Source organism: Burkholderia sp. BCC0097 (genome assembly GCF_902832985.1).
GTDB lineage: Bacteria > Pseudomonadota > Gammaproteobacteria > Burkholderiales > Burkholderiaceae > Burkholderia > Burkholderia orbicola.
In genome coordinates this window covers 713,197-735,016 of the sequence record NZ_CADFDM010000003.1, presented here as the reverse complement: position 1 = coordinate 735,016, position 21,820 = coordinate 713,197, and the positions used below count along the sequence as shown (strand labels likewise).

The following is a 21,820-nucleotide window of genomic DNA, read 5'->3' as shown; positions in this document are numbered from 1 at the left end:
TGGCGCCGCCCACGACACGCGCGGGCAGGGGAAGGAAAGACGGAAAACGGGCATTTTACCGTATTCCCATGCCCCGCAGATTTGACCCGGTTTGGCTGGTTTGCTTAGAGAGGCTGTGCGGTGCGTCGCGCGTCAGTTGCGCTGACCGAACATCATCTGGCGCGCGATCACCTTTTTAAGCGGCGGCACGAATTCGAGCGCGGTGAGCGCCGCGCCGCGCAGCAGCGGAAGCGGGCCCGCGTCGATCGTAAACAGGCGCGCAAGCGTGTCGGTCGCGCCGATCGTGAAGCGCCGGTCAAGCGCGCGGCGCGCGTTGAAGGTCGCGAGCGCGGTCGCTTCGAAGCCTTGCGCGGACAGCGTGTCGACGAGCGTGTGCGCGTCGCGCAGCCCGAGGTTGAGCCCCTGGCCGGCAACCGGGTGCAGCGTCTGCGCGGCATTGCCGACGATCGCGATGCGGCCGCTGACGAGCGTCTGCGCCGCGTTCAGGCCGAGCGGGAACGACGCGCGCCCGGCGATCGCGACGAATTCGCCCATGCGTTCGCCGAACACGCTGCCGAGCTCGCGCAGGAACGCATCGTCGGGCAGCGCGGCCCGTCGCGCCGCTTCGTCGGGCGTACAGCACCAGACGAGCGAGTAGTCGGCCTGGCGCGGCCCGCCGAGCGGCAGCAGCGCGAGCGGGCCTTCGTGCGTGAAGCGTTCCCACGCGACGTTCGGGCGCGGCGCCGACACCGTGACCGTGCCGACGAGCGCGGTCTGTCCGTAGTCGCGGCGATGCTTGCCCGCGTCGGCCTGCTGCTGGTGGAACAGGCCGCCTTCGGCATTGATGACGATGCGCGCGCGCAACGCGCGCCCGCCTTGCGGGCCGTCGAGCGTCAGCGTGACGCCGTCGGCGTCCTGCTGCGGCGTGTGCGCGGTGGTCGACGTGAGCCAGTCGACCCGCGTGCCGCGCACGGCGCTCGCGAGCGCCTGCACGATCGAGCCGTAGCGCACGACGTAGCCGAGCGCCGCGAGCGCGTGTTCGTCGCGGTCGATCAGCGTGCGGCCGAAATGGCCGCGCTGCGACACGTGGATATGTTCGATCGGCGTGGCGTCGGCAGGCCACGCGAGCGTGTCGAGCAGCACGCGGCTGCCGTGCGACACGGCGATCGCGCGCGGGTCGTTCGCGCTCGCGGCCGGTTCGCGCGCATCGATCAGCGCGATCGATGCGTGCCGCGTCGCGCTGCGGCGCGCGAGCCAGCCGGCGATCGCGAGCCCGACGGGGCCGGCGCCGACGATGGCGAGGTCGTAATCCGGCGTGGGCGGGGAGGAAGCGGTCGTCATCTTGATTCGTGAAACGGAGGTAACGGTCGGCGCCCGGTCATGCGTCCGCGCGCATCAGCGCCTCGATCTCGTCGGCCGCGACCGGCACGCCGCGCGTGATCAGTTCGCAGCCGTGCTCGCGCACGATCGCGTCGTCCTCGATGCGGATGCCGATGTTCCAGTACTCGGGCGGCACGTCGTCGGCCGCGCGCACGTACAGGCCGGGCTCGACGGTGAGCGTCATGCCCGGCTTCAGCGTGCGCCACGGCAGCGCGCCGTTGGCATCGCGCGCGGCGAGCCGCTCGCGATAGTCGCCGCAGTCGTGCACGTCCATTCCGAGCCAGTGGCCGGTGCGGTGCATGTAGAAGCGCGTGTACGCGCGCTCGGCGATCACGTCGTCGACGTTCGAGAAGCGCGTTTTCGGGATGATGCCGGTGTCGAGCAGCCCCTGCGCGAGCACGCGTACGGCCGCGTCGTGCGGCGCCTCGAACGGCACGCCGGCGCGCGTCGCATCGATCGCGGCCTGCTGCGCGGCGAGCACGATGTCGTACAGCGTACGCTGCGCGGGCGAGAAGCGGCCGTTGGCCGGGAACGTGCGCGTGATGTCCGACGCATAGCCGTCGAGTTCGCACGCGGCGTCGATCAGGATCAGGTCGCCGTCCCGTGCGGCCGCGTTGCCGGCCGGATAGTGCAGCACGCACGCATTCGCGCCGGCCGCGACGATCGAACCGTACGCGGGCGCCTGCGCGCCGTGCTTGCGGAACAGGTACAGCAGCTCGGCCTCGAGTTCGTATTCGCGGATGCCGGGGCGGCACGCCTGCATCGCGCGGCGGTGCGCGAGCGCGGAGATGTGCGCGGCGCGCATCATGATCGCGAGTTCGTGTTCGTCCTTCACGAGCCGCATGTCGTCGAGCAGCGGCGTGAGGTCGAGCAGCGCGTCCGGTGCGGCGACGCCCGCGCGTGCCTGCGCGCGCACCGCGTCGATCCAGCCGGCGAGCTGGCGCTCGAAGTCGGCCGATGCGCCGAACCGGTAATGCACGGTGCCCGCATCGGCGAGCAGGCGCGGCATCTCGGTGTCGATCACGTCGGTCGCGAAGGCCGCGTCGAAGCCGAACGCGTCGCGCGCGGCGTCGGGCCCGTAGTGAAAGCCTTCCCAGATCTCGCGGTCGACGTTCTTGGCGCGGCAGAACAGGATCGATTCCGGCGCGCCGTGCGGCGCGGCCGCGTTCAGCACGAGCACGGCATCCGGCTCGGTGAAGCCCGTCAGGTAATGGAAGTAGCTGTCGAACCGGTACGGGTAGGCCGTATCGCGGTTGCGCAGCATTTCGGGCGCGGTGGGGACGATGGCGACGCCGCCGCCCGCGGCACGCAGTGCGGCAAGCACGCGTTCACGGCGCTGGCGGTAGACGTCGACGGCGATGGCGGTATCGAGGGGCGCATTCATCGTGCGATTGTAGCGCCGCGCGACGCGGTGCGTGAGAGCAGGGCCCGAAGCCGCACCGGCCAAGGCCCGCGCGGCGGCTGTTGCAAACCATCCACAGGCCGGACGGGCGATTTTCTACCCGGCTGCACCGGCCGGTTATGATCGACGACAACGTATACTCTCGGCAGTTCCCTTGAAAAGGCAGATGATGAAATTAATCGGTTCGCTCAGCAGCCCGTACGTCCGAAAGGCGCGGATCGTGCTTGCTGAAAAGAAGATCGACTACAAGCTGGAGCTCGAGGACGTGTGGGCGCCGGAGACGGATATTCATGCATCGAATCCGCTCGGCAAGGTCCCGTGCCTCGTGATGGAGGATGGTGCCGCGGTGTTCGATTCCCGCGTGATCTGCGAATACGTCGATACGCTGTCGCCGGTCGGCAAGCTGATTCCGCCGTCGGGCCGCGAGCGCGTCGAAGTGCGCTGCTGGGAAGCGCTGGGCGACGGTGTGCTCGACGCAGCCGTCGCGATCCGTCTCGAACACACGATGCGCGACGAGGCGCAGCGCAGCGCGAGCTGGATCGCGCGCCAGCAACGCAAGATCGACGACGCGCTCGTCGCGATGTCGCAGGGTCTCGGCGGCAAGGCGTGGTGCGTCGGCAATCACTACACGCTCGCCGACATCGCACTCGGCTGCGCGCTCGGCTACCTCGACTTCCGGATGCCCGAGCTCAACTGGCGCGATCGCCACCCGAACCTCGACAAGCACTTCGTGAAGCTGCTGCAGCGGCAATCCTTCGCCGATACGCTGCCGCCGCAGAGCTGAGCCGCGGCCCGGTCCTCACGCATTCGGCAGACGAAAGAAAAGCGCCCCGCGGGGCGCTTTTCTTTTTGCGGCGCAGGCCGCCCGCCGCCGGAGCGGGGCGGCCGCCTGCATCAGTCGATCGACGCGTACACCGCTTCGCCGAGCGTGAACGAGTCGCTGCGGGCGATCGGCCACCACTTGTCGTACAGCGAGAAGCCGCAGGTCTGGCCGTCGAGCAGCGCACCGGGTTTCAGGTACTTCAGCAGTTGCGACATCAGCCGCACCTCGTGCGGCGCGACCCGCTGCACGATGTGATGCGCGCGCAACTCGGACGGATGGGCGAGGCCGGCCGCCTGCACGAGTTCCTGCAGCGCATGCAGCGTATTGCGGTGGAAGTTGTACACGCGCTCGGCCTTGTCGGGCACGACGAGCGCACGCTGGCGCACCGGGTCCTGCGTCGCGACGCCGGTCGGGCAGCGGTCGGTGTGGCAGTGCTGCGCCTGGATGCAGCCGACCGCGAACATGAAGCCGCGCGCCGAATTCACCCAGTCCGCGCCGATCGCGAGCGTGCGCGCGATGTCGAACGCGGTGATGATCTTGCCGCTCGCGCCGAGCTTCACGCGGTCGCGCACGCCGATGCCGACGAGCGTGTTGTGCACCAGCAGCAGCCCTTCCTGCAGCGGCACGCCGACGTGGTCGGTGAATTCGAGCGGCGCCGCGCCGGTGCCGCCTTCCGCGCCGTCGACGACGATGAAGTCGGGCACGATGCCCGTCTCGAGCATCGCTTTCGCGATCCCGAAGAATTCCCACGGATGGCCGATGCACAGCTTGAAGCCGGTCGGCTTGCCGCCGGACAGCGTGCGCAGCCGCTCGACGAATTCGAGCAGCCCGCGCGGCGTCGAGAATTCCGAGTGCGTCGCGGGCGAGATGCAGTCCTTGCCCATCGGCACGCCGCGCGTCTCGGCGATTTCCGGCGTGATCTTCGCGGCCGGCAGCACGCCGCCGTGGCCGGGCTTCGCGCCCTGCGACAGCTTCACCTCGATCATCTTGACCTGCGGATCGGCGGCCTGCTTCGCGAACTTGTCGGGGTTGAACGTGCCGTCGTCGTTGCGGCAGCCGAAGTAGCCGGACGCGATTTCCCAGATGATGTCGCCGCCGTTCTCGCGGTGGTACTTCGACAGCGAGCCTTCGCCGGTGTCGTGCGCGAAGCCGCCTTTCTTCGCGCCGAGGTTCAGCGAGCGGATCGCGTTGGCGGACAGCGAGCCGAAGCTCATCGCCGAGATGTTGAAGATCGAAATGTCGTACGGTTGCGCGCGCGTCGCGCCGACGCGGATGCGGAAATCGTGGTTCGGCAGCTTCGTCGGCGCGAGCGAATGGCTGATCCATTCGTGCGCGACGGCCTTCACGTTCAGCTCGGTGCCGTACGGACGGTTGTCGGCGACGTTCTTCGCGCGCTGGTAGACGAGGCTGCGCTGCGCACGCGAGAACGGCTTTTCGTCGGTATCGTCCTCGACGAAGTACTGGCGGATTTCAGGTCGGATGAATTCGAACAGGAAGCGGAAGTGGCCCCAGAGCGGGTAGTTCCGCAGGATCGCGTGGCGGTCCTGGTTCAGGTCGTACAGGCCGAGCGCGACGAGGGCGATGGGGATGATGATCCAGAGCCAGGAAAGGATGTGGACCGACGCGAGCACGGCCGCCGCGACGAGCAGCAGTACGGCGCACCACATCGCGAGGTAGCGTCTTGAAAGCATGGGGACTCCGTAAGAATTCTGAAATGCCGCCATGCGTACGCTGCGAAGACGGCATCCTCGCCCGGCGGAATCGTGTTCTGCCGGGCGCGGGTGCCGCAAGTCTAAACCGAATGGATGTCAGCGTGCTTCGGCGAGCGCCGGAGCGTGGGCTGCAGCCTGACCGGGTTGGCCGGTTACCGCGGATTCGATGATGCCGCCGCCGAGACAGATCTCGCCGTCGTACAGCACGGCCGACTGGCCGGGCGTGACCGCCCACTGCGCATCGTCGAACGCGAGCGAGAAGCGCGCTTCACCTGCCGGGCCGGCTGCCGCGGCGCCGACCACGCACGCCGCATCGGCCTGCCGGTAGCGCGTCTTCGCGCCGCACGCGAAGCCGTCCGCCGGCGGCTCGCCGGCGACCCAGCTCACGTTGCCGGCGACGAGCTCGCGCGACAGCAGCCACGGATGATCGTGGCCCTGCACGACGTACAGCGTGTTCGACGCGATGTCCTTCGCGGCGACGAACCACGGCTCGCCGCTGCCGCTCTTGCTGCCGCCGAGGCCGATGCCCTTGCGTTGGCCGAACGTGTAGAACGCGAGGCCGATGTGCTCGCCGACCACCTTGCCGTCGGGTGTCTTCATCGGGCCCGGTTTCGTCGGAAGGTAGCGATTCAGGAAATCGCGGAACGGCCGTTCGCCGATGAAGCAGATGCCGGTCGAATCCTTCTTCTTCGCATTCGGCAGCCCGATCTGCGCGGCGATCTCGCGCACCTTCGTCTTCGGGATCTGGCCGAGCGGGAACATCGTCTTCGACAATTGCGCCTGGTTCAGCCGGTGCAGGAAGTACGACTGGTCTTTCGTGTGATCGAACGCCTTCAGCAGTTCGAAACGCCCGTCGCGCTCGCGCACGCGCGCATAGTGGCCGGTCGCGATCATTTCCGCGTCGAGCGACATCGCGTGATCGAGGAACGCCTTGAACTTGATCTCGGCGTTGCACAGCACGTCGGGGTTCGGCGTGCGGCCGGCCGAGTATTCGCGCAGGAACTCGGCGAATACCCGATCCTTGTATTCCGCCGCGAAGTTGACGGCTTCCACATCGATGCCGATCAGGTCGGCCACCGACACGACGTCGATCCAGTCCTGGCGCGTCGAGCAGTATTCGCCGTCGTCGTCGTCTTCCCAGTTCTTCATGAACAGGCCGACCACGTCGTAGCCCTGTTCCTTCAGCAGCCATGCGGTCACCGACGAATCGACGCCGCCCGACATGCCCACCACTACACGACGCTTGCTCATTTGCCGACCGCCTGACGTTCGAATGCCTCGGGGCGCGGAGCGACCGAATGCGTGTGCACGAAATCGAGCGGAACGCGCCGCCCGGCGAGATAGTCGTCGACGCAGCGCATCACCGCGGGCGAACGATGGCGTTCGCTGCATGCGCGCAGTTCGTCGGCCGTCATCCACAGCGTGCGCACGATGCCGTCGTCGAGCACGTGGCCCGCGACCGGTTCGCCGGCCGTGCCGCAGAACGTGAAGCGCAGGTAGGTCGCGCCGGCGCTGCCGGGGCGATCGTAGTGCGCGAGATAGACGCCGACGAGCGCGTCGGGCGTGAACGGATGCGCGGTTTCCTCGAGCGTTTCGCGGATCACGGCGTCGGCCAGCGTCTCGCCGGCTTCGAGATGACCGGCCGGCTGATTGATGCGCAGGCCCGTCGAGGTTTCTTCCTCGATCACGAGAAAGCGGCCGGCGCGCTCGACGAGCGCGGCGACCGTCACATGCGGGGTCCAGAGTTCGGGTTTCATGGCCGGCATTTTACCGGTTGCGCCCGAACGCTGCCGGCTGTCTGGTTAGACGAATCCGACCCTCGGAATTCATCCGTCCCGGCGCGGCGCGACGGCACGGACCAAACGGATGTCGCATTCGAGCACGGTCGTGCGGAAAGTGCTGGCGGGGGCATCGCTTTCGGTTAAAGTGCAGCGTGAAAGCCGTTGCTCGTGAGCCGGTAAGTCAGCCTGTCCGGCTCGTTGCACAGTAAAGAATGCAAGAAAAGAAATACTGACAATGACTGGAGGAACTGACGATGCATATTGGAGTGCCTGCTGAAACGCGGGCCAACGAGGCGCGCGTGGCCGCGACGCCGGAAACCGTGAAGAAATACGCGGCGGCCGGCCATCGGGTCAGTATCGCGAAAGGGGCCGGCAGTGCCGCCAGCTATCCCGATGAAGCCTATGTGGCCGCCGGCGCCGAATTGACCGACCAGTCGGCCGCTTTTGCCGCCGATCTCGTGCTGAAGGTCCAGGCGCCCACCGACGCCGAACTGCCGTTGCTCAAGCGCGGCGCCGTGCTGGTCGGCATGCTCGAGCCGTTCAACGGCGAGCAGGCGGCGAAACTCGCCGCGGCCGGCGTGACCGGTTTCGCGCTCGAGGCCGCGCCGCGCACGACCCGCGCGCAGAGTCTCGACGTGCTGTCGTCGCAGGCGAACATTGCCGGCTACAAGGCCGTGCTGGTGGCCGCGTCGCTGTATCCGCGCTTCATGCCGATGCTGATGACGGCCGCGGGCACCGTGAAAGCGGCACGCGTGCTGATTCTCGGCGCGGGCGTCGCGGGCCTGCAGGCGATCGCGACCGCGAAGCGGCTGGGCGCCGTGATCGAGGCATCCGACGTGCGGCCGGCCGTGAAGGAGCAGATCGAGTCGCTCGGCGCGAAATTCCTCGACGTCCCGTTCGAAACCGACGAAGAGCGCGAAGCCGCGCAGGGTGTCGGCGGCTATGCGCGCCCGATGCCGCCGTCGTGGCTCGGCCGCCAGGCCGCGCTCGTGCACGAGCGCGCGAAGCAGGCCGACATCGTGATCACGACCGCGCTGATTCCCGGCCGCCCGGCGCCGACGCTGATCTCGGTCGACACCGCGCAGTCGATGAAGCCGGGCTCGGTGCTCGTCGATCTCGCGGCCGGCCGCGGCCCCGAAATCGACGGCCGCAGGGGCGGCAACTGCCCGCTGACCGTCGCCGACCAGGTGGTCGTGCACAACGGCGTGACGATCGCCGGCTACACGAACCTGGCCTCGATGGTCGCGTCGGACGCGTCGGCACTGTACGCACGCAACCTGCTCGATTTCCTGAAACTGATCGTCACGAAGGAAGGCACGCTGAACATCGACCTGACCGACGACATCGTCGCCGCGACGCTGCTGTGCCGCGACGGCGAGCTCACGCGCAAATAACGGAGGAGACCATGGAAGTCATCAATCACACGGTGATCAACGTGATCATCTTCGTGCTGGCGGTGTACGTCGGCTACCACGTCGTCTGGAACGTCACGCCGGCGCTGCATACGCCGCTGATGGCCGTGACCAACGCGATCTCGGCGATCGTGATCGTCGGCGCGATGCTCGCGGCGGCGCTCACCGTCGGTGCGACCGGCAAGTTCTTCGGCACGCTCGCGGTCGCGCTCGCGGCCGTCAACGTGTTCGGCGGCTTCCTCGTGACGAGGCGAATGCTCGAGATGTTCCGCAAGAAGGAGCCCAAGCGTGTCGAGGGCGGCAAGGAGGGCGCGCGATGAGCATGAACGTCGTCACGCTGTTGTACCTCGTCGCGTCGGTGTGCTTCATCCAGGCGCTCAAGGGGCTGTCGAACCCGAAGAGCGCGCGGCGCGGCAACCTGTTCGGGATGGTCGGGATGGCCATCGCGATCCTCACGACGATCGCGCTGATCGTCAAGCAGGCCGCGTGGCTCGGCGCGAACCTGCCGCTCGGCCTCGCGCTGGTGCTCGGCGCGCTGATCGTCGGCGGGGGCGTCGGGGCATTCGTCGCCGCCCGCGTCGAGATGACGAAGATGCCGGAACTCGTCGCGGCGATGCACTCGCTGATCGGTCTCGCGGCCGTGTGCATCGCGTATGCGGTGGTGTCGGAGCCGGAAGCCTTCGGGCTCGTGCCGCAGGACGCGGTGTCGTCGAGCTTCATCCCGTACGGCAACCGCGTCGAGCTGTTCATCGGCACGTTCGTCGGCGCGATCACGTTCTCCGGGTCGGTGATCGCGTTCGGCAAGCTGTCGGGCAAGTACAAGTTCCGGCTGTTCCAGGGCGCACCGGTCGTGTATGCCGGCCAGCACCTGATCAACCTGATGCTCGCGATCGCGATGCTCGGCTTCGGCATCCTGTTCTTCATCACGCAGGCGTGGCTGCCGTTCATCATCATGACGGCGATCGCGTTCGTGCTCGGCGTGCTGATCATCATCCCGATCGGCGGCGCGGACATGCCGGTGGTCGTGTCGATGCTGAACTCGTACTCGGGGTGGGCCGCGGCCGGCATCGGCTTCTCGCTGAACAACGCGATGCTGATCATCGCCGGCTCGCTGGTCGGCTCGTCGGGCGCGATCCTGTCGTACATCATGTGCCACGCGATGAACCGCTCGTTCTTCAACGTGATCCTCGGCGGGTTCGGCGGGGAAGCGGCGGCCGGCGGCGCGGCGGGCGCGCAGGAGCAGCGGCCGGTGAAGTCGGGCTCGGCCGACGACGCGGCGTTCATGCTCGGCAACGCGGAATCGGTCGTGATCGTGCCCGGTTACGGGCTCGCCGTCGCCCGTGCGCAGCACGCGCTGAAGGAGCTGACCGACAAGCTGGTCGAGAAAGGCATCGACGTGAAGTACGCGATCCACCCGGTCGCGGGGCGGATGCCGGGCCACATGAACGTGCTGCTCGCGGAAGCGGAAGTGCCGTACGAGATCGTGCACGAGATGGAGGACATCAACGGCGAATTCGGCCAGGTGGACGTGGTGCTCGTGCTCGGCGCGAACGACGTCGTGAACCCGGCCGCGAAGAACGATCCGAAATCGCCGATCGCGGGGATGCCGATCATCGAGGCGTACAAGGCGCGCACGGTGATCGTCAACAAGCGCTCGATGGCGGCCGGCTACGCGGGCCTCGACAACGACCTGTTCTACATGGACAAGACGATGATGGTGTTCGGCGATGCGAAGAAGGTCATCGAGGACATGGTGAAGGCCGTCGAGTAACGCAGGCACCGGCTACGCGGCGCCCGCTTCGATGCGCGGGCGCCGTGCCTCCGGACAGGCCCGACCGGTACAAGAAGCCGGTCGGGCCTTTTTCATGGGGCGACGAGGCGTGCGACGCAGGCGGCGATCGCGTCGCGTACGCGCACGATCGCCGGGTCGCGCTGCGTGCTCGTGCGCCAGCCGATTTCGACCGGATAGCGCGGCAGGTCGACCGGGCACGCGAGCGCACGCAGCGAGGTTGCTTGCGCGATCGCATGCGCCGCATGCGCGGGAATCGTCGCGACCGCGTCGGAGCCGGCGAGCAGGTACGGCAGCGCGGCGAAATGCGTGGTCGATGCCGCGACGCGCCGCTTGTGGCCGAGCGCGGCCAGCGCCTCGTCGACGATCCCGATCACGCCGCCCGACGACACGAGCAAATGGTCGCGCCGCAGGAAATCGGCGAGCGTCAGCGTGCGCGGCGCCCGCGCGCGGCCGGCCGGATCGATCAGGCACGCATAGCCGCCGGTCGCGACCGCGCGCCGGCTGAGCCCGTTCGCCGAGAATCCGCCCGACGCGATCGCGAGGTCGACGCCGTGCCGGAGCAGCGCGTCGCCGGCGATGCCGCTGTGGGTCTGCCGGAAGATCAGCCGGATGCCGGCGGCTTCGTGCGCGACCGCGTCGATCAACGCACGGCCGAGCGCGATCTCGAAATCGTCGGACAGCCCGATCGAGATCGTGCGGCCGACGCGGTCGCCGCCGTCGGCGGCAATCGCGAGACTTTCGCGGCAGCGGTCGAGCGCATCGGACAGGATCGGCTTCAGTTCGTCCGCGCGCGGCGTCGGCGCGAGCCCGCGCCCGGTTCGCACGAACAGCGGATCGGCATAGATCACGCGCAGCCGCCCGAGCGCCGCGCTGACCGCCGACTGCGTGAGGTCGAGCCGCAGCGCCGCGCGGCTCGCGCCGCCTTCCTCGTACAGCGCCTCGAACACCTTCAGCAGGTTCAGGTCGAGGCCGGCGATATCATCCGCATTCATGTCAGTTATCGTTATATCGATTTGATCGATGAAATGATATCGACAAAGATGGCATCCCATTCACCGCATTTACCGGAGACGCCACCATGTCCACCTCAGTCATCGCCGCGCTGCAGATCGGCGCATCGCCCGCCGGCACACGCGCCACGCTCGACACGATCCTCGGCTACGAAACCGCGATCCGCGACAGCGGCGCGTCGCTGGTCGTGCTGCCCGAGGCCGTGCTCGGCGGCTATCCGAAAGGCGAAATCTTCGGCACGCGGCTCGGCTACCGGCTGCCCGAGGGGCGCGACGCGTATGCGCGCTACGCCGCGCAGGCGATCGACGTGCCGGGGCCGGAAACCGACGAGCTGGCCGCGCTGTCGCAGCGCACCGGCGCGAGCCTCGTGGTCGGCGTGATCGAGCGCGGCGGCAGCACGCTGTACTGCACGGCGCTGTTCTTCGATCCGCGCGACGGGCTCGTCGCGAAGCTCCGCAAGCTGATGCCGACCGGCACCGAGCGGCTGATCTGGGGGCAGGGCGACGGCTCGACGCTGCCGGTCGTCGACACGGCCGCGGGCCGCGCGGGCGCCGCGATCTGCTGGGAGAACCACATGCCGCTGCTGCGCTGCGCGATGTACGCGAAAGGCGTGCAGATCTGGTGTGCGCCGACCGTCGACGAGCGCGAGGTGTGGCAGAGCTCGATGCGGCACATCGCGCACGAGGGGCGCTGCTTCGTCGTGAGCGCGTGCCAGGTGCAGCCGTCGCCGCGCGCGCTCGGCATCGACGTGCCGGGCTGGGACCCCGAGCGGCCGCTGATTCGCGGCGGCAGCGTGATCGTCGGGCCGCTCGGCGACCTGCTGACGGAGCCGTTGATCGGCGAGGCCGGGCTCGTGACCGCGTGCATCGACACCGACGAGCTCGTGAAGGCGCGCTACGACTTCGACGTCGTCGGCCACTACGCGCGTGCGGACGTGTTTTCACTGCACGTCGACGAGCGGCCGAAGCGGCCGGTGGTGTTCGGCGGGTGACGAAAGCAGGGCCGGGCGCCATACGGCGCCCGGAACATGAAGGGCGGCGGCGTACGCCCACCGCCTTGCCGCGTCAGCGCATCGGCGCTTCCGCGATCCGCATGTAGTCGGCGATCCGCCGGCCTTCCATGTCCGGAAACTGCTCGTGCACGGTGATGTCGCCCATCCGCGCGATGTCGAAGGTGCGGAAATCGCCGCGCAGCTCGCACCACGCGCCGATCGTCCAGCGCCCGCCCCAGTAGACGAGCCCGAGCGGCCAGACGCGGCGCTGCGAATGCGCGCCGAGCCGGTCGCGATAGTCGAAGCTGACGATGTGGCGCGTGTCGATCGCCTGGTGGATCGCGTCGACTTTCGCGCAAAACGTCTCGTCGATGTGGAACGACGGCGCGAACACGGGCAGCCGGTCGAGCGCCGTGCGCTTGTCGGCCGGCATCGCCGACGCGATCTTCGCGAGCGCCGAGCGCGCGCCGCTCGCGAAGCGCGCCCCGCCCCAGGTCTCGAGCATGCGCGCGCCGGTGGCGAGCGCCGCCAGCTCCTCGGCCGTGAACGTGAGCGGCGGCAGGCTCGCGTTGCGGTTCAGCCGGTAGCCGATGCCGGCTTCGCCTTCGATCGGCACCCCTGACAGTTGCAGGTCGCGCACGTCGCGATAGACCGTGCGCGGCGACACCGACAGCCAGTCGGCCAGTTGCTGCGCGGTCGTGAGACGACGCCCGCGCAACAGCTCGGCGATCTGGAACAGGCGGTCGGCACGGCGGGTCATGACAGCACCTCGATTCCTCTGGCGACGGGGACGTCGCGATGATAGCGCCGCGCCGGCGCGCTGACTGCTGCGCTCAGTGGCATTTCGGCGCGTGCAGGCCGACGCGGTTGCCTTCCGTGTCGATCAGGTAGCCGACGTAGCCGTAGTTGTTCGGCAGCTCGACGACCGAGCCCTGCACGACGCCGCCCGCGCGCTTCGCGCGTTCGAGCGCCGCGACGACCGATTCGCCGGCGTTCAGGTAGACGAGCACGCCGTTCGCGCTCGGCTTGATCTGCTGCGGATCGAACACGATGCTGCCGCCCGTGCTCGACGCGTCGCGATCGAACGTCGCCATCGGCACGCCGCCGATGACCGCGCGCTGCAACGTGGTTTGCAGCACGGTTTCGTAGAAGCGGATCGCGCGGTCGAAATCGAGGGACGGAATGTCGAACCAGGCGATCGCGCGTTCCGGGATGGCAGTGGCGGTTGCTGACGTCATGACGAGCTCCTTGTTGCGTTGTTTGCGTTGTTATGCGGATTCGGTGTGGAAACCAGCCTGCATTGCGCCGGGATTGCAGTGTGATCGCGGGCTGCTGACACCGTATTGTCAGTAGAGTTGTCATCTATCGGGTCGAGCCGCTCGAGGGCGTCGTGAAGCTGACCGTCGCGCAGGACGGGCTCGCGCCCGGTTCGGAGAGGGATCGCGGGATTCGCGGCGGCTGGCCGGTCGTGCCGTCGAGCCTGAAGCCGCTGCTCGAGACGGGGCACGCGCTGCCGTTCACGATGGCGCGCTGGTTGCACTCGAAGCCCTGACCGGCTCCGGAAAAGCACAGGGGCCGCGATGGCGGCCCCTGGAAGTCGTTGCGCGTGAAAGCGAACGGCTGGCTTACGCGTCGTCGCCTTCCGCTGCCGCCGGGCGTGCCTTCACGCTGCCGGCGATCAGGTCGAAGCGGAACAGCCGGCATTCGAGCGCGCCGTTGAACAGCGGCGTCTTGGCCGATTCGCGCAGGCGCAACTGGCCCGGCAGCGAACGGTCGGACGTCAGCAGGAACGCCTGCCAGCCCGTGAAGCGCTGCTTCAGCGCATCGCCGAGCGCGTTGAAGAACTCGCTGTCCGGCGCGTCGGTGTGCGTGCGGCGGAATGCGTCGTCGTTGCCGCGGTTGCGGCCGGTTTCGCGCACCTCGCCGCGCGCGCTGCGGCCGCGCACTTCGATCCGCTCGCCGTACGGCGGGTTCGCGAGGAGGATGCCCGGCCCGTCGCACGGCGGCGTCATCCCGCGCGCGTCGACCTGCTTGAGCCACACCGACGGCACGCCCGCGCGCTCGAGGTTCGCGCGCGCCTTTTCGAGCATGTCGCCGGAAATGTCGCTGCCGTACACGCCGAGCGCTTCGCCGCGCTTGGCACGCGCCGCCCGCTTCGCGTCGAGTGCCGGGACCTTCAGCCCCTGCCACGCGGTGATGTCGTACTGCTTGAGCTTTTCGAAGCCGAACCGGCGCTCGACGCCGGGCGCCACGCCGAGCGCGATCTGCGCGGCTTCCGCGAGGAACGTGCCGCTGCCGCACATCGGGTCGTACAGCGCGGTGCCGGGCGTCCAGCCCGTCAGGCGCAGGATGCCGGCCGCGAGGTTCTCGCGCAGCGGCGCGGCCCCCTTGTCGAGACGCCAGCCGCGCTTGAACAGCGGCTCGCCCGACGTGTCGAGATACAGCGTGCACTCGTTGACGGTCAGGAACGCGAACACGCGCACGTCCGGCGCACCGGTGTCGATGCTCGGGCGCGAGCCGGTTTTCTCCCGCATCCGGTCGCAGATCGCATCCTTCACGCGCAGCGTCGTGAATTCGAGGCTTTTCAGCGGCGACTTGATCGCGGTGATGTCGATACGCAGCGTCTGCGTCGACGCGAACCAGCGTTCCCACGGCTGCTCGAGCGCGAGCGCGTAGACGTCCTGTTCGTTGCGGTACGGGCCGTGCGCGATCTTCAGCAGAATGCGGCTCGCGATGCGCGAATGGAGGTTCGCGGCCATGCCGGCGGCCCAGCCGCCGCTGAAATGGACGCCGCCCGGCACCTGCGCGCCCGCGGTGAACGGCGCGCCGTTCAGGTGGCGGCCGGCGATTTCGGCCAGCTCGGCGGCAAGCGCCGCTTCGAGGCCGCGCGGGCAGGGGGCGAAGAATTCGAACAGGGTGGGCGAGGACATAAGGCGGGTGAGGACGTGCAAAAGTCCACTATTGTACGCGGCGCGGGCGACCGGGGCCGGCGTTTCGGCGCGGAAGCGCCGGCGCGGCCGCCGCTCGCGCGTGCCGGAAGGCCTGGAGGGGCGAGAAGGGTGGCGAGGGGCGGCCGGGCAGGCGCCGCCACCCCGCCGCCGGTCAATGCGTGCCCGGCTGGCCGGCGCGCGCGGCGGGGTTGGCCGCCGGCCAGAACAGCGCGAGCGGGTTCGACAGCACCGTGCGGACGATCGCCGCGACGAGCGCGCGCACCTTGGTCGGACGCAGGCTGCGCGAGCGCACGGCCATCGTGAACGCGAGCGCGAAGCTCACGAGCACGTTGAGGATCGCCATGCTGAGCACGCCGGCGGCGGCCCACCACAGCTCCGGCGTGCCAAGCGCACCTTTGCCCAGCACGCCGAGCGCGACCCCGATCGAGCCGGCCGACAGCGTCACGTGCCGCACCTCGAACGGGAACAGGAACACGGTGACGATCGCCGGCACGAGGCCGAGCATCAGGCCGAGGCCGACGTTCGCGACCACGCCGGCGACGTTCGAGCGGCAGAAATGCGCGAGCTTCGCGGCGCCGGCCGCGCCGAGCGTCAGGCGCAGCCGGCGGTTGTACGTGAGCGCGTCGCCGACCCGGTGCAGCACGAACCAGTTGTCGGCCCAGCCCGCGAGCAGGCTCGACGCCCACAGCAGCACGCCGGTGAGCGCGGCATAGAACGGCGTCGGGCCGAGCAGCGAGAACGAATGCAGCGTCGCGTGCGCCTTCTCCGGCGAGATCAGGTTCGCGTGCAGCACGTTGCTCGCGAACAGCTGCACGAGCAGGCACACGGGCAGCACGACGAGCACGTTGCCGGAAATCGCGGCCGCCTGCGTGCGGATCAGCGCGATCACCGACGCGACGAACGTCTTCACGCCTTCCTCGTGGCCGGTGTCGTCGAGCTCGCGCGCGAGCGTCGGCGCGGTCATCGCGGGCTGCTTGGTCGCGAGCGTGAAGTGCAGGAAGTGCATCAGCATGAAGCTGGCCGCGTAGTTGATGCCCGCGAGCAGCCCTTCGAGCATCGACTGCAGGTGCGCGCCCGTGATCGCGAACTTCACGCACACGGTCACGACGGTGACGAGGCCGCCGCCCGCGGCCATCCGCAGCATCTTCAGGTACTCGGTGCGGCCGCGCGAGATGTAGTGCTCGCCGGTGTCCGCGTTGGTCTCGACGAGCTTGCGCGCGAACAGCGAGAAGTTGCTGCGCACGAGGTGCGCGACGCTCTGGCTGTTCTGGTTCGCGTCGACCAGCTCGGCGGTGAGGTGCGCCATCCCGTGCAGGTCGTCGCGCGCCATCCACGCGTTCAGCAGCGTTTCCGCGCGCAGGATGCGCATGCGCATCCGCTCGACCTGGAACACGATGTCGACCGACACGCCGTTGCGGTACAGGTGGGCGAACACGTCGTCGACGGCGGTCCGGCATTCGTCGAGCAGCACGCGCAGGTAGTTCACCTCGTGCAGCAGCTTGCTCGGGTCGCCGCCGTCCTCGACGGCCGCATGCGCGGTCTCGACCGCGAGCATCGCGCGGGTGAGGCGGTAGAACGGCTGCGATTCGAGCGGCTGGCGTTCCAGCGGCTTGCGCGCATCGTCGTCGGACAGCCGGCTGCGCACCGTCTGCGACAGGCCGGTCGAGCTGATCTGGCAAGTCAGGTTGTGCAGCGCGGCCAGCAGGTCGCGCGAGAACGAGCCGGGCTCGTGGCGCTCTTCCTCGGTGACGTCGAACGAGATCAGGGCGGCGAGGCGCGCGAGCAGGTCGTCGGGCAGCGCGTCGATCCATTTCGCGTCCTCGGGCGCGGGGAACATCAGCGTGAACAGCGCCGACAGCTCGCGGCGGTTCGGTGCGGGCGGGATCAGCGACGAATCGATCCGCTCGAACAGCGCGCCGAAGAAGCCCGAATGCACCGGCATGCCGGCGTCGCACAGCAGCGAGATGCCGTCGCACTCGCGCAGGATGCCGCGCAGGATGCGCGCCGCGTGCGCTTTCCACGCAGGGTTGCGGTCGAGCACGTGGAACAGGTAGCGCAGCCGCGCATGGGCCGGATACGTGCGCGTGTCGGCGTCGCGCTCGGCCGGCGTGTCCTGCACCGTACCGTTGCGGCGCAGCCAGTGCGCGAGCTCGATCAGCCATTCGCTGCGCTCGGCATACGACGCGTCGGCGTCGGCGTTGGCGAGCAGCGCATCGAGCTGGTGACCGGCATTGCGCGACGCGCGCCACTTCTTGATCAGGGTCGTCAGGGAACGAAACATAAACGGGATAGCGAAAGCCCGGGACGGGCGGGTTCGGGATGCCGGCCGGGGAAACGGCGCGGCGCCGGTGAGAACGGGTGAGACGGGGCCGGTGCCGGACGGGCACGGCGACCCGCGATGCGGCTGCCCCGCCGCGGTGCACGCGATTCGCGTGCGGGCGCCGGGAGCCACGGCGGTCGGGCCGAGCGCGGCCCGGCGCCGCTGGCTCGCGCGCACGACGAACGGCGCGAGCCTGAAAGTGCGTAGGATCGTCAATCGGGCCGGAAAACGCAAGCCGACCGCATTGCATGGCGCGGGTTCCGGCAGCTTTGACAAAGAATGTCATGGCCGTTCGGCCGGTAAAGGCGGTGTCCTGCCGACTATGGCTGGCGAGCGCGGCCGGTTGCAGCGGCGTGTAGCCGACGACGGGCGGCGCATGCTGCCGCCCGCACGGCGCCATTCCACACCGCGCAGGCGAACGTCGTGTCGAACGTTCGTCCGCGCGCCGTGCGCGTTCGCTTAGGCGCCGGACTTGCCCGTCGCGCCGGCGTCGCCGCCGGACGTCGGGTTGGCCGGGCACGGCACGACCGGCGCGGCGGCCGTCTTGCCGCCGGCAGCGGGCGCCGGCGCGCCGCGGCGGGCGGCCATCGCGCGCACGCCGGCCGCGGCCTGCGTGGCAATCACGTCGAGCGCGCGCCGGTGGCCGGCGACGAGCGCGTCGTAGCCGTCGGCGACCGGTTCCGCGACGCTCGTGCGGCAGGTCATCACGGCCTGCGTGGCGAGCGAGCGCACGCTCCAGACGGCATCGACCGCGGCGCGCTTGCCCGGCCACGATTCGAAGCGCTGCACGTTCACGCTGATGCGGTACACGGGCACGCCGGCCGGATACGCGGAATTCGCGACGTCGATCGTGCCGAGCTGCGCGGCCAGATCGTCCGACAGCGCGCGGCGGATCTCGTCGGCGGGCGGCGATGCCCAGCGTTCCTGCTCGAGCACGTCGACCTGCGCGGCGTTCTTCTGCACGACCAGCTGGCTCTTCGCGACCTGCTCGGGCACGCCGACCGACGGCACCTCGATGAGGAACGCCGGGTTGGCCGGCGCGGTGCGCAGCGGCGCCGCGGCGTCGGCCGGGCTGAGCGTGTAGAACCGCGCGGGCGGCGAGCTGCACGCGGCGAGCGCGAGTGCGGCGAGCAGCGCCGCCGCGCCGCTCGCGAAACCGTTCACGCGTGTCGTCATTGTTTATCTCCTGGCTTGCCCTTGAGCAGCGATTCGGGGTGGCGCTCCAGATAGTCGGCGAGCGCGTTCAGCGATTGCAGCGTGCGCGTGAGCTCCTTCAGCGCGCCGCGCACGTCGGATTGCAGCGGCGAATCCTGCTGCAGCGTTGCCTCGGCGGTCGAGAAGGTCTGCTTCGCGGCCGACAGCGTGTCGCGTGCTTCCGGCGCGACCTGCGTGTCGAGCTGCTTGAACAGCTTGTCGGCGTTCGCGAGCGCGCTGTTCAGGTTCGCGCCGATCTGGTCGAACGGCACCTTGTCGAGCTTCTTCGCGATGTCGGCGACTTGCAGCTGCAGCTCGTCGAGCGTGTTCGGCACGGTCGGCAGCTCGAACGGCAGGTGGGCGGTGTCGATCTTCACGGGCGGCGCCTTCGGGAAGAAGTCGAGCGCGACGTACAGCTGGCTCGTCAGCAGGTTGCCGGTGCGCAACTGGCCGCGCAGCCCGTGCTGGACGAGCCGCTCGACGATCTCGCGGCGCGCCGGTTCGCCCTTGCTTTCGATCGTCTCGCGGAAGCGGCGGCCGAGGCGTTCCGGATAGACGTTCATCGTCACCGGCATCAGGAAGTTCTTCGTCTTCGGATCGAAATCGATGCCGATGTTCGTCACTTCGCCGAGCACGATGCCGCGGAAGTCGACCGGCGCGCCGACGGCGAGCCCGCGCAGCGACTGGTTGAAGTTCATCACGACCTGCAGCGGCTGGCCGTCCGGGTCGCGCATCGCGTCGCCCTCGTCGGAGCCGAGGCGGAACGTCGTGTTGTTCGGCGCGGTCGTGCCGCTGCCCTGGTTCGGCGGCGTCTGGAACGCGATGCCGCCGAGGATCACCGTCGCGAGCGACTGCGTGTTCAGCTTCAGGCCGCTCGAATCGAGCCGCAGATCGACGCCGCTCGCCTGCCACCAGCGCGTATTCATGCCGACGTACTGGTCGTACGGCGCATTGACGAACACGTTGAACGTGACGCCCGTGCCGTCCTTGTCGAGCGAGAAGCCGACCACCTGGCCGACCTGGACGCGGCGGTAGTAGACCGGCGAGCCGATGTCCACCGAGCCGAGCGAATCGCCGCGCAGCACGTATTGCGTGCCTTTCTGGTCGCCCGTGACGGCGGGCGGCGTTTCGAGGCCGGTGAAGTCGGTCAGCGTGTCCTGGCCGTGGCCGGCGTCGACGCCGATGTACGCGCCGGACAGCAGCGTGCCGAGCCCCGATACGCCCGTCGCGCCGACGCGCGGCCGCACGATCCAGAAGCGCGAGCCCTTGACCGCGAAGTCTTCCGCTTCCTTCTTGAGCTGCACCTGGACCAGCACGCGCGACAGGTCCTTCGACAACTTGATCGTCTTGACCGTGCCGATCTCGACGTCCTTGTACTTGACCTGGGTCTTGCCCGGCTCGAGCCCTTCGGCGCTGTGGAAGCTGATCGTGATTTCCGGACCGCGCTCGCGCACGGACTTGATCACGAGGCCGATGCCGATCAGCGCGGCGATCAGCGGCACGAGCCAGACGAGCGACGGCAGCCAGCCGCTTTTCGTCGAGATCGTCGGATCGGGCGGCCGGGGCGCGTCGTGCTGCGGGCCTTGTGGACTATTCATGGTGATTCCCTGAGGTTTCGACTGGATCCCAGATCAGACGGGGATCGAACTGCATCGACGCGAGCATCGTCAGGATCACGACCGAGCCGAACGCGAGTGCGCCGGGGCCGGCCGTGATGACGGCGAGCGAACGGAAATGGACGAGCGCGACGGTCAGCGTCACGACGAAGATGTCGAGCATCGACCAGCGGCCGATACGCTCGACGATCCGGTAGAGGCGCGTGCGCTGCAGCGGCCGCCAGGCGGCGCGGCGCTGCGCGCTGGTGACGAGGATCGTCAGCACGCCGAGCTTGAGCATCGGCACGAGAATGCTGGCGACGAACACGACCACGGCGAGCGGCCAGTCGCCGGACGTCCAGAAATAGATGACGCCGCTCATGATCGTGTCCTGCTGCGAGCCGACGATCGACGACGTGCGCATGATCGGCAGCAGATTCGCCGGAATGTAGAGGATCGCGGCCGCGAGCAGCAGCGCCCACGTGCGCATGATGCTGTTCGGGGTGCGCACGTGCAGCGCGCTGCCGCAGCGCGCGCAATGCGCGTGCGGCTGGTCGATCGTCTGCACGAGCCCGCACGCGTGGCAGCTGGCATAGCCCTCGCGGGCGGCGGTCGGCGTGGGGCTCGTCATCGGCGGGGTGCGTCCGGCAGCGGCGCGGCGGGGTCGGGCCGCGCCGGCGCGCGGCCGGCGCGCAGGTCGTCGGCGATGTCCCACACCGTGCGCGGGTCGAACATCAGCACGACGGCGGTCATCAGCGTGAGCGCGCCGAACGCGAACAGCGCCGCGTCCGGGACGACGCGTGCGAGGCTCACCATCTTCACGATCGTGACCAGGATGCCGAGCATGAACACCTCGATCATCCCCCACGGCCGCACGAGCTGGATCGTGCGCAGCACGAGGTTGAGGCCGGGCGGCACGACGCCGCGGCGGATCGGCAGCAGGACGTACAGCAGCGCGGCCATCTCGACGAGCGGGAACAGCACGGTCGAGCAGAACACCATCACGCCGACGATCTCCATGTCCTGATGCCACAGCGTGTCGATCGCGCCGATCAGCGTCGTTTGCACGCGCGTGCCGTTCAGGTCCATTTCGAGGATCGGGAACGTCTGCGCGATGATGAACGTGACGAGCGCGGCGACCGCGAGCGCGGTGATGCGCTCGATCTGCGTGGTGCTGTTGCGATAGAGCAGCGCGTCGCAGCGCGGACAGCGCGCGATCTGGCGGCCGCTCAGGCGCGGTTTATGCAACAGTGCGTCGCATTCGTGGCAGGCAATCAGGTCGTATCGTTGCATGGAAAAGGCGGTGTTGCGACGGCTGGGGGAACACGTCGACGGGGCCGGAACCCGCGCCAATCTTACCAAAAGGGCTTTTTCGATGCGTCAAGGATCGTGAGTTTCGTGACCGATCGGTAACATGGCGGGAAGCCGTCAGCCGGCTGGCGCGCCTGTCCTCAGAGTCCGCGCACGTCAAAAGGTT

General features: G+C 68.9%; 20 protein-coding genes. 6 read left to right on the top strand and 14 right to left on the bottom strand.

The window, feature by feature from the left end:
* Positions 1 to 132: 132 nt before the first annotated feature.
* Positions 133 to 1,320: a UbiH/UbiF/VisC/COQ6 family ubiquinone biosynthesis hydroxylase gene (locus tag HWX07_RS13065; RefSeq protein WP_175808051.1), complete on the bottom strand. Its 1,188-nt coding sequence runs from the start codon at positions 1,318 to 1,320 to the stop codon at positions 133 to 135.
* A gap of 37 nt (positions 1,321 to 1,357) precedes the next feature.
* Positions 1,358 to 2,743 carry an aminopeptidase P N-terminal domain-containing protein gene (locus HWX07_RS13060; RefSeq protein WP_175876511.1) on the bottom strand — a complete coding sequence of 462 codons (1,386 nt, stop codon included), beginning with the start codon at positions 2,741 to 2,743 and terminating at the stop codon, positions 1,358 to 1,360.
* A 187-nt stretch (positions 2,744 to 2,930) separates the two neighbouring features.
* Between HWX07_RS13060 and HWX07_RS13055 the strand changes: the two genes are divergently transcribed.
* Positions 2,931 to 3,545 (top strand): glutathione S-transferase N-terminal domain-containing protein, encoded by a 615-nt coding sequence (locus HWX07_RS13055; RefSeq protein ID WP_027813221.1) that lies wholly within the window; start codon positions 2,931 to 2,933, stop codon positions 3,543 to 3,545.
* A gap of 110 nt (positions 3,546 to 3,655) precedes the next feature.
* Here the strand turns inward: HWX07_RS13055 and HWX07_RS13050 are convergent, their stop codons facing one another.
* The 3 genes from HWX07_RS13050 to HWX07_RS13040 form a co-directional block, all read right to left on the bottom strand.
* A complete protein-coding gene (locus HWX07_RS13050) occupies positions 3,656 to 5,275 on the bottom strand; it encodes an FMN-binding glutamate synthase family protein (protein WP_175876510.1) in 1,620 nt (539 codons plus the stop codon).
* Between the two features lie 117 nt (positions 5,276 to 5,392).
* Positions 5,393 to 6,547, bottom strand: coding sequence for a tRNA 2-thiouridine(34) synthase MnmA (gene mnmA, locus HWX07_RS13045; RefSeq protein WP_175876509.1), 1,155 nt, complete (start codon positions 6,545 to 6,547; stop codon positions 5,393 to 5,395).
* The gene (locus tag HWX07_RS13040; protein ID WP_175876508.1) at positions 6,544 to 7,053 is read right to left on the bottom strand and encodes an NUDIX hydrolase; all 510 of its coding nucleotides are present in this window, start codon (positions 7,051 to 7,053) and stop codon (positions 6,544 to 6,546) included. Before HWX07_RS13040 ends, mnmA begins: the two co-directional genes overlap by 4 nt.
* 278 nt (positions 7,054 to 7,331) lie before the next feature.
* Here HWX07_RS13040 and HWX07_RS13035 point away from each other — a divergent pair, with 278 nt between their 5' ends.
* From HWX07_RS13035 to HWX07_RS13025, 3 genes are read left to right on the top strand one after another with little or no spacing between them, the layout of a single operon-like run.
* Entirely contained in the window at positions 7,332 to 8,471 is a 1,140-nt protein-coding gene (locus tag HWX07_RS13035; RefSeq protein ID WP_175876507.1) for a Re/Si-specific NAD(P)(+) transhydrogenase subunit alpha, read from the top strand.
* A gap of 11 nt (positions 8,472 to 8,482) precedes the next feature.
* The gene (locus HWX07_RS13030; protein ID WP_006476884.1) at positions 8,483 to 8,809 is read left to right on the top strand and encodes an NAD(P) transhydrogenase subunit alpha; all 327 of its coding nucleotides are present in this window, start codon (positions 8,483 to 8,485) and stop codon (positions 8,807 to 8,809) included.
* Positions 8,806 to 10,260, top strand: a complete 1,455-nt coding sequence (locus HWX07_RS13025) for an NAD(P)(+) transhydrogenase (Re/Si-specific) subunit beta (protein ID WP_006483443.1) — start codon at positions 8,806 to 8,808, stop codon at positions 10,258 to 10,260. The genes HWX07_RS13030 and HWX07_RS13025 overlap by 4 nt, the downstream gene beginning before the upstream one ends.
* Positions 10,261 to 10,352: 92 nt before the next feature.
* Here the strand turns inward: HWX07_RS13025 and HWX07_RS13020 are convergent, their stop codons facing one another.
* The gene (locus HWX07_RS13020) at positions 10,353 to 11,273 is read right to left on the bottom strand and encodes a LysR family transcriptional regulator (RefSeq protein ID WP_175876506.1); all 921 of its coding nucleotides are present in this window, start codon (positions 11,271 to 11,273) and stop codon (positions 10,353 to 10,355) included.
* 86 nt (positions 11,274 to 11,359) lie between these two features.
* Here HWX07_RS13020 and HWX07_RS13015 point away from each other — a divergent pair, with 86 nt between their 5' ends.
* Positions 11,360 to 12,283, top strand: coding sequence for a carbon-nitrogen hydrolase family protein (locus tag HWX07_RS13015; protein WP_175876505.1), 924 nt, complete (start codon positions 11,360 to 11,362; stop codon positions 12,281 to 12,283).
* Between the two features lie 73 nt (positions 12,284 to 12,356).
* On the opposite strand, the gene HWX07_RS13010 is transcribed toward HWX07_RS13015, so the two are convergent.
* Together HWX07_RS13010 and HWX07_RS13005 are read right to left on the bottom strand one after the other, a co-directional pair.
* Positions 12,357 to 13,043 (bottom strand): YafY family protein, encoded by a 687-nt coding sequence (locus HWX07_RS13010; RefSeq protein WP_011544611.1) that lies wholly within the window; start codon positions 13,041 to 13,043, stop codon positions 12,357 to 12,359.
* Positions 13,044 to 13,116: 73 nt separating this feature from the next.
* The gene (locus tag HWX07_RS13005) at positions 13,117 to 13,521 is read right to left on the bottom strand and encodes a glyoxalase (RefSeq protein ID WP_074801233.1); all 405 of its coding nucleotides are present in this window, start codon (positions 13,519 to 13,521) and stop codon (positions 13,117 to 13,119) included.
* 152 nt (positions 13,522 to 13,673) lie between these two features.
* On the opposite strand from HWX07_RS13005, the gene HWX07_RS13000 reads away from it, so the two are divergent.
* A complete protein-coding gene (locus tag HWX07_RS13000) occupies positions 13,674 to 13,835 on the top strand; it encodes a toxin-antitoxin system, toxin component (RefSeq protein WP_175876504.1) in 162 nt (53 codons plus the stop codon).
* A gap of 73 nt (positions 13,836 to 13,908) precedes the next feature.
* On the opposite strand, the gene HWX07_RS12995 is transcribed toward HWX07_RS13000, so the two are convergent.
* The 6 genes from HWX07_RS12995 to HWX07_RS12970 all read right to left on the bottom strand — a co-directional run bounded on the left by HWX07_RS12995 (position 13,909) and on the right by HWX07_RS12970 (position 21,636).
* Complete coding sequence (locus HWX07_RS12995) at positions 13,909 to 15,213, bottom strand: class I SAM-dependent RNA methyltransferase (RefSeq protein WP_006476879.1); 1,305 nt, start codon at positions 15,211 to 15,213, stop codon at positions 13,909 to 13,911.
* Positions 15,214 to 15,385: 172 nt separating this feature from the next.
* Positions 15,386 to 17,515: a site-specific recombinase gene (locus HWX07_RS12990; RefSeq protein ID WP_175876503.1), complete on the bottom strand. Its 2,130-nt coding sequence runs from the start codon at positions 17,513 to 17,515 to the stop codon at positions 15,386 to 15,388.
* Positions 17,516 to 18,013: 498 nt separating this feature from the next.
* Positions 18,014 to 18,730, bottom strand: a complete 717-nt coding sequence (locus tag HWX07_RS12985) for a PqiC family protein (RefSeq protein WP_175808048.1) — start codon at positions 18,728 to 18,730, stop codon at positions 18,014 to 18,016.
* A complete protein-coding gene (locus HWX07_RS12980) occupies positions 18,727 to 20,346 on the bottom strand; it encodes an MlaD family protein (RefSeq protein ID WP_175808047.1) in 1,620 nt (539 codons plus the stop codon). Before HWX07_RS12980 ends, HWX07_RS12985 begins: the two co-directional genes overlap by 4 nt.
* A complete protein-coding gene (locus HWX07_RS12975; protein ID WP_006476876.1) occupies positions 20,339 to 20,974 on the bottom strand; it encodes a paraquat-inducible protein A in 636 nt (211 codons plus the stop codon). The genes HWX07_RS12980 and HWX07_RS12975 overlap by 8 nt, the downstream gene beginning before the upstream one ends.
* On the bottom strand, positions 20,971 to 21,636 hold the full coding sequence (locus tag HWX07_RS12970; RefSeq protein WP_011544616.1) for a paraquat-inducible protein A: 666 nt from the start codon (positions 21,634 to 21,636) through the stop codon (positions 20,971 to 20,973). The genes HWX07_RS12975 and HWX07_RS12970 overlap by 4 nt, the downstream gene beginning before the upstream one ends.
* Positions 21,637 to 21,820: the final 184 nt, after the last annotated feature.